We start from the raw sequence: 13,441 nt of genomic DNA on the forward strand, positions 1-13,441 counted from the left end.
CGGTAGAGTACGAATCTCGCAGCGAGTTTGCGATTTTCGCAAGCCACTTGGTACCGCGGTGGGTGGTACAACACAGCACGACGCGCGACACCGCCGACGCGAGTCCGACCCGCGACAGGCTCCGGGCGTGACCAGTGCGCACCGAACCGGCGGAGCCACCCCGTCACCACAAGGAATTTATCGAGAAGCCGGGGAGTTGCGAACGACAATGGCCTGTTCCCGCCGCCGTGCCCTCCGACTGCTCGGCGCTGCCGCCGCGACGGCCGCGACCGCCGGGTGTCTGGGTTCCGGTAGCCTCGACGCGTACGCGCTCATCGCCGACGAACTCGACCTCTCGTCGATCGGTCGCCCCTACCTGCGGCCCGATCCGACGGCCGTCGACGCCGTGACTCGGGTCGACTTCTCGACGGAGCGGAAGGCCTCTCTCGTCTCGGAGCTGTTCGAGACGGGCAGGGTCACCGTCGAGCAGTGGCCGCTCGTCGGGCGGGACCGGTGGGGGACCGAGACGCGGCCGCGGCCAACGTTCCTCGAACGCGAGGGCACTTTCTACGAGGTTCGGATCGCCGAGGAGCGACGCCTCGAACGGGAACGGTGGCACTTCGCGCTCGACCGCGTCGACGAGACGCCGCCCGACGACGCGGCGGTCGCGCGGCCGCCGTTCGACCTCTCGGACCAGGACGAGCGCGTGCTCGACGCGGCGTTCGACGCCGTCTACGCGGGTCACGACGGCTTTCTCGGCGACCCGGAGTTCGACGACCTCCAGACCGTCGAGTTCCACGGCGGACTCGACGCCGCTACGAGCGACCTCGTCCCGTCGCCGTCCTTCGAGTTTGTCGAGTACGAGGAGGAGTACTTCCGCGCCGTCGCGGAGCGGCGAACGGTCCGAGTGCCCGAGTGGACGTACGTCCTCGACGAAGTCGCGGACACGCGGAGCCAGTTCGAAGAGCGCGCGCGGGACCGGATCGTCGACCGGGACCTCGCCGGCGGCGGCCTCTCGGAGCAGGCCGCCGCCGTGCTCGACGACGCGATCGCCGAGGAACCTCGCCGTTACGAGGAGGGGGCCCCGCCGTCCGCCGCGCTTGACGAGGCGCTCGGCGCGCTCGGGATCGCGGCGGACCTCGAACCGATCGCGAGCTACGGGGACCGGGTCGACTTCCGGAACGTCGTCGTGAACTACCGAGACGCGGTCTATCGGTTCGATCTGATAGTCTCCCCGTGAGGACCGCCGTCCGCGACCGCTCGGCGACGGACCGGTCGGGGCGCGCCGCCACGGCGGATCCCAACCGTCAGGTCGCGAGCCGGTACCGGTACGGCTGCCCCGCGATGACCTCGACCTCCCCGCGCTCGGCTCGCCGCCCCAGCACCGTGGCGACCCGGTGCGGGCTGTCGATCGCCTCGCACTCGTCGCACTCCTCGACGAGCGCGAGGATCTCCCGCGCCGTCAGCGGCTCGTCGGCGTCGGCGAGCACGCCGCGGATACGGTCGTACCGGTCGTATTCACCGGCGCTCATACGTCTTACGTACGTTCTCCGAACATATAGGGTTCAGTGAGACAGAAGTCGGACGGCTGTCTGACACGAGCCTCGAACCCGTCGTTTTCCGGAGTTTGAGCGGTTCCCGGCGGTCGGCGACGCGGCGAGATCGCGTCTCAGGCGTAGGGGTCCTCGGCCTCGAGGTCGCGCTCCGCGCGGTACTGCTCGACGAACTCGCTCACGTCGAACTCGACCATCTCCTGCTCGAACGCGGACAGCGCCTCGTCGTCGTCGGCGTGGCTCACGGCGTGCTCCATCAGCTCGACGACGAGCTCGACGACGATCTCATGGAGTCGGCGGGAGTCGAACTCCGTCACCCACGCCATCGCGTACCCCACGTCCGCGTTCTCGCTGGCGTCGTGCGCGACGACCGCCTCCGGGAACTCCTCTAAGACGACGCCGAGCAGATGTGGCGTGTCGAACTCCGGCATCTCCTCGCTTGTCGTCTCGATGGCCTCGCGGAGCACCTCGACGAGGAAGTCCGGGAGGAACCGCTCCGGCGGGTGGACGTCCATCACGACCGCGTGGGTCTCGCCGCAGTCGCACTCGTACTCGCGCATGCCGAGGTCCAGTTCGCCGACGCCGATCGTCTCCCCGCAGGGTAGCTCCAGCGCGTTCTCGTCGCCGCCGGGGACGCGGGGTTGGGACATGGCTCCGCTTAGTCGCTGTCGAGGTTAAAAGGAGCGGAACGGGTCGGTGCGTCGACCTGGAAACCGGCGAGCTCGCTACGCGAACTCCGCGTCGTCGGCCTCGTCCCCGCCGCCCTCGTCGCCAGCGTCGTCGACGCCGTGCGTCTCCACCTCGGCTTCGACCTCGATCTCGATCCCGTTCGACTCGTAGGTCGCCTCGATCGACTCGGCGTCGTCCCGATCGACCTCGAGCTCGTCGCGGTCCACCTCCACTTCGACTTCCACGTCGACGGTCACGTCGTCGGGCATGGTTCATACTACGCGCGCGAAAACGGAAAAATGCCCCCCGGAGGCGGCCGCCGGCCGACCGCGTTACTGGAACCCGATCCGGCCGCCGGTGTCACGGAGGGACTCGCCGCCGCCGCCCTTGAACTGCTCTCTGACGTCCTCGTAGTACGCGAGGATGTCGTCGTTGATCGTCGGGCGTACCGACTCCATGGCACGCCGGAAGTGCTTCATCTCGACATCCTCGGCGTCGTCGTCGTCGCGCAGCGCCTCGATTGCGGCCTCGCGGGCGATCCCTTCGAGGTCGGAGCCGACATAGCCGTCCGTGATCTCGGCGATCTCGCGGAGGCTCACGTCGGGCGCGAGCGGCGTGTCCTCGGTGTGGATGTCGAGGATCTGCTCGCGGCCCTCCTGGTCCGGCTGCCCGATCATCACGAGCCGGTCGAAGCGGCCAGAGCGGAGCAGCGCGGGGTCGATCATGTCCGGGCGGTTGGTCGCGCCGATGACCATCACGTCGCCCATGTCCTCTAGCCCGTCGAGCTCCGTTAGGAGTTGGTTCACGACGCGCTCGGAGACGTTGTTGCCCATCTCCTGGCCGCGCGAGGGCGCGAGGCTGTCGAGCTCGTCGAAGAAGATGATCGTCGGGCTCACCTGCCGGGCCTTCCGGAAGGTCTGCCGGATCGCCTTCTCGGACTCGCCAACCCACTTCGAGAGCAGCTGCGGACCGCGGACCGAGATGAAGTTCGCGTTCGTCTCGTTGGCGACCGCCTTCGCCATCAGGGTCTTCCCGGTGCCGGGCGGGCCGTACAGCAGCACGCCCTTCGGCGCGTCGACGCCCATGCGGTCGAACTTCTCCGGCGAGGTGAGCGGCCACTCCACAGACTCCTGAACCTGCTGTTTGGCATCTTGGAGCCCGCCGACGTTGTCCCACGATATCTTCGGCAGCTCGACGAGCACCTCGCGCATCGCCGATGGCTCCACCTCGTTTAACGCGCCCGAGAAGTCGTCGCGCTTGACGATCATCCGGTCGATGAGGCTCGGCGGGACCTCCTCCTCGTCTAAGTCGATCTCCGGGAGGTAGCGCCGCAGCGCCTTCATCGCCGCCTCCTTGGTGAGGCTCTCGATGTCGGCGCCGACGAAGCCATGCGTCTCGTCGGCGAGGTGGTCGAGGCTCACGTCGTCCGAGAGCGGCATCCCCCGAGTGTGGATCTGGAGGATCTCCTTGCGGCCGACCTCGTCGGGGACGCCGATCTCGATCTCGCGGTCGAAGCGCCCGGGGCGGCGGAGCGCGGGGTCGACGCTGTCGACGCGGTTCGTCGCGCCGATGACGATCACCTGCCCGCGGGTCTCTAGCCCGTCCATCATCGTCAGCAGCTGCGCGACGACGCGCCGCTCGACCTCACCCGTGACATCCTCGCGCTTGGGCGCGATGGAGTCGAGCTCGTCGATGAAGATGATCGAGGGCGACTCCTCTTTCGCGTCCTCGAAGATCTCCCTGAGCTGCTGTTCGGACTCGCCGTAGTACTTCGAGATGATCTCGGGGCCGGCGATCGAGAAGAACGACGCCGACGTCTCGTTGGCGACGGCCTTCGCGAGCAGCGTCTTCCCGGTGCCGGGCGGGCCGTGGAGCAGGACGCCCTGCGGCGGCTCGATGCCGAGCTTCGAGAAGATCTGCGGGTGTTTCATCGGCAGCTCGACCATCTCGCGGACGCGCTGGATCTCCGACTGGAGGCCGCCGATGTCCTCGTACGTGATGCCGCCCCCGGTCTTTTCGAACCCGGAGATCGGTTCTTCGCGCAGCTCGACCTCGGTGTCCTCGGTGATGAGACAGACGCCGTCGGGCTCCGTCTCGACCGCGATCAGCGGGATCGCCTGGCCCGGCGAGCGCATGAACGGGTGGTTCGTCGACGACATCACCGGCACGATGTCGCGCTCGACGACCGGGCGCTTGAGGATCTGGCGTTTCACCATGCCGGCGGCGTCGGAGCCGAACTGGACCGACGCCTCCTCGGGCGGGGCCAAGACGAGCTTGTCGGCCTTCTCCGCCTCCGCCTTCCGGATGGTGACGCGCTCGCCGATGCCGACGTCGGCGTTCTGACGGGTGAAGCCGTCCACGCGGACCGTGTCGGTGTTCCAGTCCTGGCGGTCCGCGCGCCAGACCTTCGCGGCGGTCGTCTCCGCGCCCTCGATCTCGATGATGTCGCCGGGCGAGAGCTTCAGATGGAGCAGGGTGTCGGGGTCGAGCCGGGCGATGCCGCGCCCCGAGTCGTTGGGGTACGCCTTCGCCACTTCGAGTTGAACTTCGTTCATGATTCCTCGCGGGGGATGTTCGTATCTGGACCCGGTCCGGGAATAAGCCTGTTGCCCGTGCCCCCGCTCCGCGCCGAGCGAGCGTCGACCGCGGCAGGTTGTGTTATCATATAGCACGGTTAGGTGTCCGTTCTTAAAACCTCGTCGTAAGCGTGCGTTTTCGCCGTGGATCTGCGGCGACCGCAACGGACGTTTTTTTGCCCGTTCGAGGTGACTTTCCGGCGTGTTCGACTCCCTCTCCGGTCCCATGCGGTCCCTCCTCGCTCGGCTCGCCTTCCTCCTCGCCGGCGCGCTCGTCGGGGCAGCGCTGTATGCGCTCGGCGTCGCCGGGATTCTGGCCGTCCCGCTCGCGGTGGTGGCGCTGCTGGTGTTCGGCGAACTGTACCTGTTCGCGGCCGACCAAGGTGTGTAACTCGGCCGACGCTCGCCGCCCGTCCGCGATCGAATCCGGAGGTATTTGTCCGCCAGTCGCGTCGGAACCAGCATGCGAACGCTCGTCTTCGACGGTCGGACCGGGGCCGCCGGCGACATGATCTGCGCCGCGCTGATCGCCGCCGGGGCGGATCCCGACGTGCTCGCCCCCGTGAGCGACGCGCTCCCGGTTCGGTACGCCGTCGGCGAGGTCGAAAAGAACGGGATCCGCGCGACGACGGTCGACGTCCTCGTCGACGATGACGGCCCGACGGAAACCTGCGAAGACAGCAGCCACAGGTGCGATCACGAGAGCAGTCACGGGCACGAACACGACCACGACAGCGGCCACGAACACGACCACGTCCACGACAGCGAAGTCGCCGGATCCGACAACCCGGCCGAGGGGGCCGGCGTCCACCGGAGCTACCCCCAAGTGGTCGATCTGGTCGAGTCGATGGGCCTCGTCCCGGCTGTCGAGGCGACCGCGCTCGACGCCTTCAAGCTGCTCGGCCGCGCCGAGGCGTCGGTCCACGGCACCGACCTCGACGAGACGCACTTCCACGAGGTGGGCGCGGACGACGCGATCGCCGACATAGTCGGCGCAGCGCTGTTGCTCGCCGACCTCGACCCCGACCGAGTCGTCACGACGCCGGTCGCGACCGGCGGCGGCACGGTCGAGATGAGCCACGGCACGTACCCGGTCCCCGCCCCGGCGACGACGGAGATCGCCGCTCGGACCGGCTTCCGGATCGTCGGCGGACCCATCGAGCGCGAACTACTCACGCCGACCGGCGCCGCGATACTGGGGGCGATCGCCGACGGCGTCGACACGGTCCCGGATCTGTCGGTCGAGCGCGCCGGCTACGGCGCGGGCGACGCCGACTTCGAGCGCCACCCGAACGTTCTCCGCGCACTCGTCGGGGACGGGGGAGATCCCGGATCCGACGACGATCGCGAGCAACGCGACGCCGACCACGCGCACGGCGATCATTCCACCGACGGGTCGCTCGTCCACGACGACATCGCCGTCCTGGAGACGAACCTCGACGACGCCGCGCCGGAGGTGCTCGGCGGGCTTCAGGAGACCCTCTCGCGGGCCGGCGCGCGGGACGTCACGATCGTCCCGACGACGATGAAGAAATCGCGGCCCGGCCACCTCGTGAAGGTGATCTGTAAGCCGGCGGACGCCGAGGCTGTCGCCGAGCGCCTCGCCCGCGAGACGGGGACGCTCGGAGTGCGCCAGTCGGGCGCGAGCCACCGCTGGATCGCCGACCGCGACTTCGAGACGGCGAAAATCCGAGTCGACGAGGCGGTTCACGAGGTGAACGTGAAAGTCGCCTCGACGACCGACGGGTCGGTGTACGACGTCAGCGGGGAGTACGACGACGCTGCCGCGGTCGCCGAGGCGACCGGCCTCTCGATCCGGGGGGTGCTTCGGCGCGCCGAAGCCCAAGTGCGGGAACGGATCGCGGAGGAGTGAGCTATTCGGGAGACGCCCCCGCCGCCCCGTCAGTCGGGCGGGTCGACCCGCTCGACGCGCTCGGGGTCGACGCCGAAGCCGTCGGCGAGGCGCTCGCGGACGTGGTCGACGACGAACTCCTCGGTCGCGTCCGGGTCTGCCTCGGTGCCCGCTTCTTGGCCGACCGAGAGGGTCGCGACCGCCTCGACCGTGGTGTCGTTGAGGCCGGGCCGGAGGCCGGCGATCTCGATCTCCTCGACGCGGAGGCCGTCGATTCGCTCGATCTGTGCTCGTGCGCCGGCGACGAGGTCGCCGGTGGCCGCCTGCGAGACGCGGACGGTCACCGTGGCCTCGACCGACGGCGTGTGGATGGCTGCCGCCATACGCCCTCGCCGCGAGTCGAACGCGGCGCGGCCGGTCGACGTCCCGGTTCGAAGTCCGGGACGAGCCGGTCCGCGGCCCCGAACGCACCGACGGCGGGGATCGCCGACGGCGGCGCTCGCGAGGGAGTGGTCGTCGGCTCGACGCGCGAGACGAGACAGCGGCGGCTGGAGAGAACGGGAGATGGTCCGTCCCGGGGAAATCCTCCCCAGCCGACGCGCGTCACGCGGTCGGGCGGACGGACCGTGGGTTCGGAGCCGAATACCCGATCCACCCGAGGAACGCGACGCTCTCGGACCGCGCGAGCGTCGAGAGGGTGGAGCGGGTCATGATCGGTTCCGCGGCGTGGGGAGCGCCGTTGTTCACGTTCTGGACCGGTTTCGACTTAAAATTATGTTAGTTATGCGACCACATGCCACGGTGCGTTCGTCGCCCAAGCCGCCGAGAATCCCGCCGAGCGGCCGCGCGCGTCTGGTTCCGTCGACGGCGAGACGACAGGCCTATGACGGCTCCCCGACCAGTTGCGGACAAGCAGACACCGCCATGATCGAGCGAATCCACACGTCGGACGTCGAACCGGACGCAGACGAGGTCGCCATCGCCGGCCACGTCCACGAGATCCGCGACCTAGGGGGCCTCGTGTTCCTCATCGTGCGCGACCGCGAGGGACTCATCCAGATCGTCTTCAAGGAGGAGCGGGAGCCGGAGCTGTTCAAGGCCGTCCAAGATGTGGGCGCCGAGGACGTGGTCCGTGTCGTCGGCGAACCGCTGGAGAGCGACCAGGCGCCCGGCGGCGTCGAGATCGCGCCGACCGAGTACGAGGTCATCGACGAGGCGGAGTCCCCGCTCCCGCTCGAGATCTCGAAGGACATCGAGGTCGACCTATCGACCCGGCTCGATAACCGCGCGCTCGACCTCCGGAAGCCGGAGACGCTGGCGGTGTTCACCCTCCGCTCCGAGCTGATCACCGCGATGGAGGAGTGGTTCGAAGACGAGGGGTTCGTCGACATCAAGACCCCGCTGATCTCGAAGGGCGGCGCCGAGGGCGGCGCGGAGCTGTTCCCGATCCTCTATTACAACCAGGACGCCTTCCTCTCGCAGAGCCCCCAGCTGTACAAGCAGATGTTGATGGCCTCGGGCTACGAGGCCGTCTACGAGACGGGCACGGCGTTCCGCGCCGAGGACTTCGCCACCTCGCGGCACGTCTCCGAGATCGCGATGTTCGACGTGGAGCTGGCGTACATCGACGACCACGACGACGTGATGGACGTCCAGGAAGAGTCGCTCCGCTACGCGCTCCGCGAGGTCGCCGAGAACGCCGGCCGCGAGCTCGACCTCCTCGACGTCGACTTAGAGGTCCCCGAGGACGACTTCCCGCGGATCACCTTCGACGAGGCGCTCGACATCCTCGAGACCGAGTTCGGCCACTTCCCTGACGACCCGACCGACCTCGACACGAAGGGAGAGAAGCTGCTGGGCGAGCACTTCGAGGAGCAGGGCCACCCCGCGTTCTTTGTCGTCGGCTACCCCGACGAGAAGTTCTATTACATGCAGGACGTCCCGGACGACGAGATCGCCTCCCGGAAGTTCGACCTCATCTACAAGGGCCAGGAGCTCTCTTCGGGCGGCCAGCGCGAACACGACGTCGAGCGCATGGTCGAGGTCATGGAGGCGGAGGGCGTCGAGACCGCGAACTTCGAGTTCTACATCGAAGCGCTGAGCTACGGCACGCCCCCGCACGGTGGTTACGGGCTCGGCATCGACCGCCTCGTCCAGAAGGTCGCCAGCCTCGACAACATCAAGGAGGCGATCATGTTCCCGCGCGACCCCAACCGGCTGGAGCCGTAGTCGGTTCGAACGCCTCCTCGCTTCTCGGCTGCGCCAGTCTTTCGTCGTCCGCTCCCGTCGGTCGTGGTCCGCGGGCGCGCAGTCGACCGCGGTCGTTTCGATTGTGGTTTTATGTACCCCCCGACACGCGCCGATCTGGCTGTTCAGCCCGTTTTCCGCCGATTAAACCGAGTTAAATCGGGCCTAACTCGGCTGAACGGCTTGGGTCATTAAACCGTGTAGCGCTCCGAAGGGGAGTCGTCATGAGTGCGATACGAACGACGCTGATTGTGGCGCTGGCCACGGTGGCACTGATCGGGACCGGCGCGGCCGTCGGTGCCGTCGCGGCGACGCCCGGCCCGGACAACGCCTCGGGCGACGCGGGCCCGCCGAGCGACCTCCCGAGCCAAGTTCCGGACTTCGTCGGCGGAATCCTCGATAGCGTGAACGAGTTCCTCTCCGGCGGCGTCGACGACCTCGGCGAGACCGTGAGCGACATCGCCGGGAACGGCGCCGGCGAGGGTGACGGAACCGACGCCGAGGACGGATCGACCGACGACGGCGAGGGGGATGCGTAACGTGACGAACCGTACGCCAGACCTCGACGCGCTCGACAGGCGGACCTACCTCCAAGCGACCGGAGCCGCCGCCCTCGGCGCGGCCGGCCTCGCCGGCTGCGTCGGTCGCGCGACCGGCACGCTCGCGACGCAGGTGACCGACCAGCCGGCCGACATCGCGGACTTCGAGTCGCTCGTCGTCACCGTCGACGGGTTCTGGCTCGGTCCGGAGGGGGCCGAACCGGAGGAGGACGCCGACGGCGAGAACGAGACCGACACGGACGACGAGAGCGACGGCGGAGACGGGACCGCCGACGGCAACGAGACCGACGACGCGGAAGACGAGCCCGAGGGTCGCGAGTACTACGAGTTCGACGAGTCGCAGGAGGCGGACCTCGTCGAACTCCAGAACGGCGAGACGCAGCTGATCGACGAGCGAGAGCTTCAGACCGGCGAGTACCCGTACCTCCAGCTCGACGTGTCGTCGGCCGACGGGACGCTCACCGACGGGAGCGACGCGGCCGTCGACCTGCCGGGCAACGCGCCCCTCAAGTTCAACGAACAGTTCGAGATCCGCGAGGACACGCGGACGACGTTCACCGCGGACTTCGCGCCGGTGCTCCGGGGGAACGGTCGCTACCTCCTCCGGCCGGTGCCGAGCGGCATCGAGGTCGAATACGAGGAGTCAGGCGACGCCGACGGCGAGAACTCGACCGACGGCGGCTCGTAAGGCGCCACACCCCCTCGGTCCCCCGTTGGAGCCGCGCCCGCGTCCGGTTGCTCGCCGTCGGGCGAGCGCCGCGCGTCCCGCGGTTCCGGGGTCAGGGCTGGGATCGGTTCCCGGGATTCGGGGACCGGGGGAATGCGCGCGCCGCTGCGAGCGGTTCCCGAACCAGAGCACCCGTCTGCTGTCAGAGGCACACGGCCCGCACGATCGCCCGCGCGACGACCGACGCTCGGGCGGTCATCGCGTTCTTCTGTCCCCGCGACTTTCGGTCCGTCTCGTTCTCCGCTCGGTCCCGCTCCTCCACCGATCGACGGTCCCGGCGGCGCCCGAGCTTCTTCTGATCGAAGATCGGATCAGGTCGAAGAGGCGGCGTCCGGCCCCGCGAGCGTGCGGTAGAGCGGCCCGGCAAGGACCAGCACGCCGACCGCCGCCATCCCGAGGATCACCGTCGGGTCGACGAACGACCCGCCGCCCGCAGTGAGTCGATCGAGCGAGACGCCGACCGCGACTCCGGAGAGGACCCACGGCAGCTCGCCGAGCGCGGTCCCGAAGACGAACGGCCGGACGCCGACGCCGGCGGCCGCGGCCCCGACTGTCACCGCGTCGGAGGGGAGCGGTAGGAGCCGCGTCCCCGCCACGGCGCGCAGGCTCCCGGACTCCGCCGCGAAGCGCTCGCCGGCGCGACAGAACTGCGCGGCGACCCCCGAGCCCCCGGCCGCGTCCCTGTCGTCCCCGAGGCGGAGTCGCCCCGCCCGGGCGAGCGCGTACGGCGGCAGCGCGGTGGCGACGACCAGCGCGAGCGCGAGTGGCGTCCCGAGCCAGCCGTACCCGAAGCCGACGACGACGGCGAGCAGCGTCGTCGGCCAGGCGAGGAGCGGCCGCACGGCCGCGAGCGCGACGACGGCGAGCCCGAAGCGGATCGGGTCCGTCGCGAGCCACCGCAGCCGCGAGAGTGCCGCCTCGGGGGAGACCGCGAGCGTGACGGCCGCCAGCGCGGCGACGATGACACCGGCGAGCGCGTACCGCCCGAGCCTCGAACGGCGATTCACGCTCTCGCGTCGGCAGGCGTCCCGTAAACGCTTTGTGGGTCCAACGTTCTCACTCTTCGACGAACGCTTCGCGGAACGGCTCAGAGAGGTGTTCGCGCTGCCACGCCTTCACGGCTTCTGGGCCGAGGAGGCTCGCCCAAGCGGTCAGGATCCCGGCGCACAGAACGAGTCCGGGGACGACGAGTGTAGCGACGTCGACGAAGAGCGCCGGACGGAAGAGGAAGAACCCGATCCGGTCGGCGAGCGCGTCCCACGCGGGACCGAAGGCGATCCAGCGAAACCCGAACGGGACGATCGTCACCGTCGCGATGGGATACGCGAGAACGTCCGTCACCGGGCCGCCCTTCCCCCGAACGAACGCGAGCGCGTAGAAGCCCCAGCAGGTTAAGGAGGCAAAGACGCCGGCGACACGCTGCGGACCGACGGGTTCGCCGTGGCCCAGCGCGGCCACGCCGAAGAACGCGGCGGCCGCACCAACGTAGCCGACGAGGCACGCGAGTGTCCCGCCCGCGACGACGAGCGCGTGCTCCGTGCGCGACTGCCCGGCGAACGGAGCTAACCCGAGTGGAACGTTCATTTCGGGACCCTCCGGTCGGTCACTTGTCGGAGTTCGCGCGCGCGGGTCACGATAGTTTTCCAAGCGCCTCGAAGAAGTCGGACGGGGGGCCGGCGATCCGTATCGGTGGCGCCGTGCGCTCGATCGTCACCTCCACCGGCCCGTCGAGCGTCGCGGTGTCGCGGCCGTCGCTGACGACGGTCGCCCCCGCGTCGTCCGCGACCGCGACCGTCACGGTCGCGTCCGCGTCGACCACGAGCGGAGGCATCCCTTCGTCGGCGACCATCTCGTTGACGACGAGCCCCTCCACCGCCGGGTGGACGAGGGGGCCGCGCTCGGAGAGGTTGTACGCGGTCGACCCCGTCGGCGTGGCCACGAGCACGCCGTCGGCGTGGCTGCCGGCGTAGCGCGAGCCGTCGACGCGCACCTCGTAGTCGATGCCGCCGCCGGGACCGCGGCGTTCGCCTTGGACGACCACCTCGTTCGCGGCCGGCGTCGACGTCCAGTCGCCGGCGCTGGCGGCGAGTCGCGGGGCCTCGCGGACGTCGAGTCCGTCGTTCCGGAACGCCCGGATCTCGGCGCGGAGCGCGGTCGCCGCGTTGGCGGGCGGGACCGCGTTGAGGAACCCCACCTCGCCGAGGTTCACCCCGACGATCGGCGTGTCGCCCGCGTTGCGCGCGACGAAGAGGAAGGTCCCGTCGCCGCCGACCGCGACGACGAGGTCGCAGTCGCCGAACGCGTCAACCGCGCGCGCGTCGTCGCCCGCGTCGAGGGCCGAGGCGGTCTCTCTGTCGAGCCAGACGGCCTCGCCCGCGTCGACGACGACGTCCCGGAGCGTCGCCGCGAGCGACGCGGCCCGCTCGCTCCCCTTTCGCGCGACGATACCCACTTCCATGGAGAACCCATTCCAATCCCCGGATAAAAGCGTGCGGACATCGGGGAACCCCGCCGAGTTCTCGACGCGCGAGAGCTCGCCGGAAAGTTTCAAGCCGCTTGACCGCGTTGCTCGGGCCATGTCGACCCCCCACGGGCGGCGGAAACGATGAGCGAGGAGGACGACTGGTTCGAGCGCGCGCTGCGCGAGACCGACGAAGAGTCCGACGAGCGGCCGGTGGGAGAGGCTGAGCGCGGGTCCGACGGCGAGGTGGAGGCGACTGATGCTGCCGGAGAGTCTGAGGGAACCGCAGAAGAGACGCCGGACGCGGACCGCGCGGCGGACGGCACCGACGCTCCCGACGGCGGCGTCGCGGAGCGGGAGTTCGACGATCCGGCGGTCGAACTGGGCGCGTCAAGCGACGAGTCCGACTCCGCCGACCCGTTCGGCGGTGCGGTCGGCGAGTCGGGCGCGAGCGACGGGGACCCCTTCGGCGGCGGCGCGGGAGACGACGAGGTTGGCGGCGACGACGCTGGAGGCGACGGCGAGACCCATCCCTCGGGAGACGCGACCGACGACGCGGACCCGTTCGGCGGGGGCCGGTCCGGCGACGACCCGGCTGCCGACGGCGTGCCCGCGGACGCGTTCGGCGAGGTCGGCGGTGACGACGGGTCGTTCGGCGCGGATGACCCCTTCGGCGGCGGGACCGGCCTCGACGCGAGCGCCGGCAGCGCCCCCGGCCCGGAGGGCGGGTCCGGCGGCGGGAGCGACGCGTTCGGCGCGGACGATCCCTTCGGCGGGAGCCGCGGGGACAGCGGGACCGGCGGCTCCCGCCGAAGGG

The 13,441-nt window shown here is 69.8% G+C and carries 14 protein-coding genes and 1 pseudogene; 7 read left to right on the forward strand and 8 right to left on the reverse strand.

Going from position 1 to position 13,441, the window contains the following annotated elements; all coding sequences use genetic code 11:
- Window positions 1-208: 208 nt before the first annotated feature.
- Complete coding sequence (locus ABNG04_RS05435; RefSeq protein ID WP_371160710.1) at window positions 209-1,219, forward strand: hypothetical protein; 1,011 nt, start codon at window positions 209-211, stop codon at window positions 1,217-1,219.
- A gap of 67 nt (window positions 1,220-1,286) precedes the next feature.
- On the opposite strand, the gene ABNG04_RS05440 is transcribed toward ABNG04_RS05435, so the two are convergent.
- The 4 genes from ABNG04_RS05440 to ABNG04_RS05455 form a co-directional block, all read right to left on the reverse strand.
- Complete coding sequence (locus ABNG04_RS05440) at window positions 1,287-1,511, reverse strand: hypothetical protein (RefSeq protein ID WP_371160712.1); 225 nt, start codon at window positions 1,509-1,511, stop codon at window positions 1,287-1,289.
- A gap of 137 nt (window positions 1,512-1,648) precedes the next feature.
- Window positions 1,649-2,182, reverse strand: coding sequence for a DUF5815 family protein (locus ABNG04_RS05445; RefSeq protein WP_371160714.1), 534 nt, complete (start codon window positions 2,180-2,182; stop codon window positions 1,649-1,651).
- A 75-nt stretch (window positions 2,183-2,257) separates the two neighbouring features.
- Window positions 2,258-2,470, reverse strand: a complete 213-nt coding sequence (locus tag ABNG04_RS05450; RefSeq protein WP_371160715.1) for a hypothetical protein — start codon at window positions 2,468-2,470, stop codon at window positions 2,258-2,260.
- A gap of 63 nt (window positions 2,471-2,533) precedes the next feature.
- A complete protein-coding gene (locus ABNG04_RS05455) occupies window positions 2,534-4,756 on the reverse strand; it encodes a CDC48 family AAA ATPase (protein WP_297887896.1) in 2,223 nt (740 codons plus the stop codon).
- A gap of 223 nt (window positions 4,757-4,979) precedes the next feature.
- On the opposite strand from ABNG04_RS05455, the gene ABNG04_RS05460 reads away from it, so the two are divergent.
- The gene (locus tag ABNG04_RS05460) at window positions 4,980-5,168 is read left to right on the forward strand and encodes a hypothetical protein (protein ID WP_371160718.1); all 189 of its coding nucleotides are present in this window, start codon (window positions 4,980-4,982) and stop codon (window positions 5,166-5,168) included.
- A gap of 72 nt (window positions 5,169-5,240) precedes the next feature.
- Window positions 5,241-6,650, forward strand: a complete 1,410-nt coding sequence (gene larC / locus ABNG04_RS05465; RefSeq protein ID WP_371160720.1) for a nickel pincer cofactor biosynthesis protein LarC — start codon at window positions 5,241-5,243, stop codon at window positions 6,648-6,650.
- 29 nt (window positions 6,651-6,679) lie between these two features.
- On the opposite strand, the gene ABNG04_RS05470 is transcribed toward larC, so the two are convergent.
- Window positions 6,680-7,012, reverse strand: coding sequence for a hypothetical protein (locus tag ABNG04_RS05470; RefSeq protein WP_371160722.1), 333 nt, complete (start codon window positions 7,010-7,012; stop codon window positions 6,680-6,682).
- Window positions 7,013-7,553: 541 nt separating this feature from the next.
- Between ABNG04_RS05470 and aspS the strand changes: the two genes are divergently transcribed.
- From aspS to ABNG04_RS05485, 3 genes are all read left to right on the forward strand, one after another.
- The gene (gene aspS, locus ABNG04_RS05475) at window positions 7,554-8,858 is read left to right on the forward strand and encodes an aspartate--tRNA(Asn) ligase (protein WP_371160724.1); all 1,305 of its coding nucleotides are present in this window, start codon (window positions 7,554-7,556) and stop codon (window positions 8,856-8,858) included.
- Between the two features lie 242 nt (window positions 8,859-9,100).
- Window positions 9,101-9,415 carry a hypothetical protein gene (locus ABNG04_RS05480; protein ID WP_371160726.1) on the forward strand — a complete coding sequence of 105 codons (315 nt, stop codon included), beginning with the start codon at window positions 9,101-9,103 and terminating at the stop codon, window positions 9,413-9,415.
- Between the two features lies 1 nt (window position 9,416).
- Window positions 9,417-10,124 carry a DUF4382 domain-containing protein gene (locus ABNG04_RS05485; protein ID WP_371160728.1) on the forward strand — a complete coding sequence of 236 codons (708 nt, stop codon included), beginning with the start codon at window positions 9,417-9,419 and terminating at the stop codon, window positions 10,122-10,124.
- A gap of 350 nt (window positions 10,125-10,474) precedes the next feature.
- Here ABNG04_RS05485 and ABNG04_RS05490 read toward each other — a convergent pair whose 3' ends face one another.
- The 3 genes from ABNG04_RS05490 to ABNG04_RS05500 are packed head-to-tail and all read right to left on the reverse strand — an operon-like array spanning window position 10,475 to window position 12,621.
- Window positions 10,475-11,170 (reverse strand): VTT domain-containing protein, encoded by a 696-nt coding sequence (locus ABNG04_RS05490; RefSeq protein ID WP_371160730.1) that lies wholly within the window; start codon window positions 11,168-11,170, stop codon window positions 10,475-10,477.
- 49 nt (window positions 11,171-11,219) lie between these two features.
- Window positions 11,220-11,747, reverse strand: a complete 528-nt coding sequence (locus ABNG04_RS05495) for a hypothetical protein (RefSeq protein WP_371160732.1) — start codon at window positions 11,745-11,747, stop codon at window positions 11,220-11,222.
- Window positions 11,748-11,793: 46 nt separating this feature from the next.
- Window positions 11,794-12,621 carry an NAD(+)/NADH kinase gene (locus tag ABNG04_RS05500; RefSeq protein WP_371160734.1) on the reverse strand — a complete coding sequence of 276 codons (828 nt, stop codon included), beginning with the start codon at window positions 12,619-12,621 and terminating at the stop codon, window positions 11,794-11,796.
- A 147-nt stretch (window positions 12,622-12,768) separates the two neighbouring features.
- On the opposite strand from ABNG04_RS05500, the pseudogene ABNG04_RS05505 reads away from it, so the two are divergent.
- A pseudogene (locus tag ABNG04_RS05505) lies at window positions 12,769-13,441 on the forward strand (KaiC domain-containing protein); the annotation flags it as partial.

The organism is Halorubrum miltondacostae (genome assembly GCF_041379815.1).
Taxonomy (GTDB): Archaea; Halobacteriota; Halobacteria; order Halobacteriales; family Haloferacaceae; genus Halorubrum; species Halorubrum miltondacostae.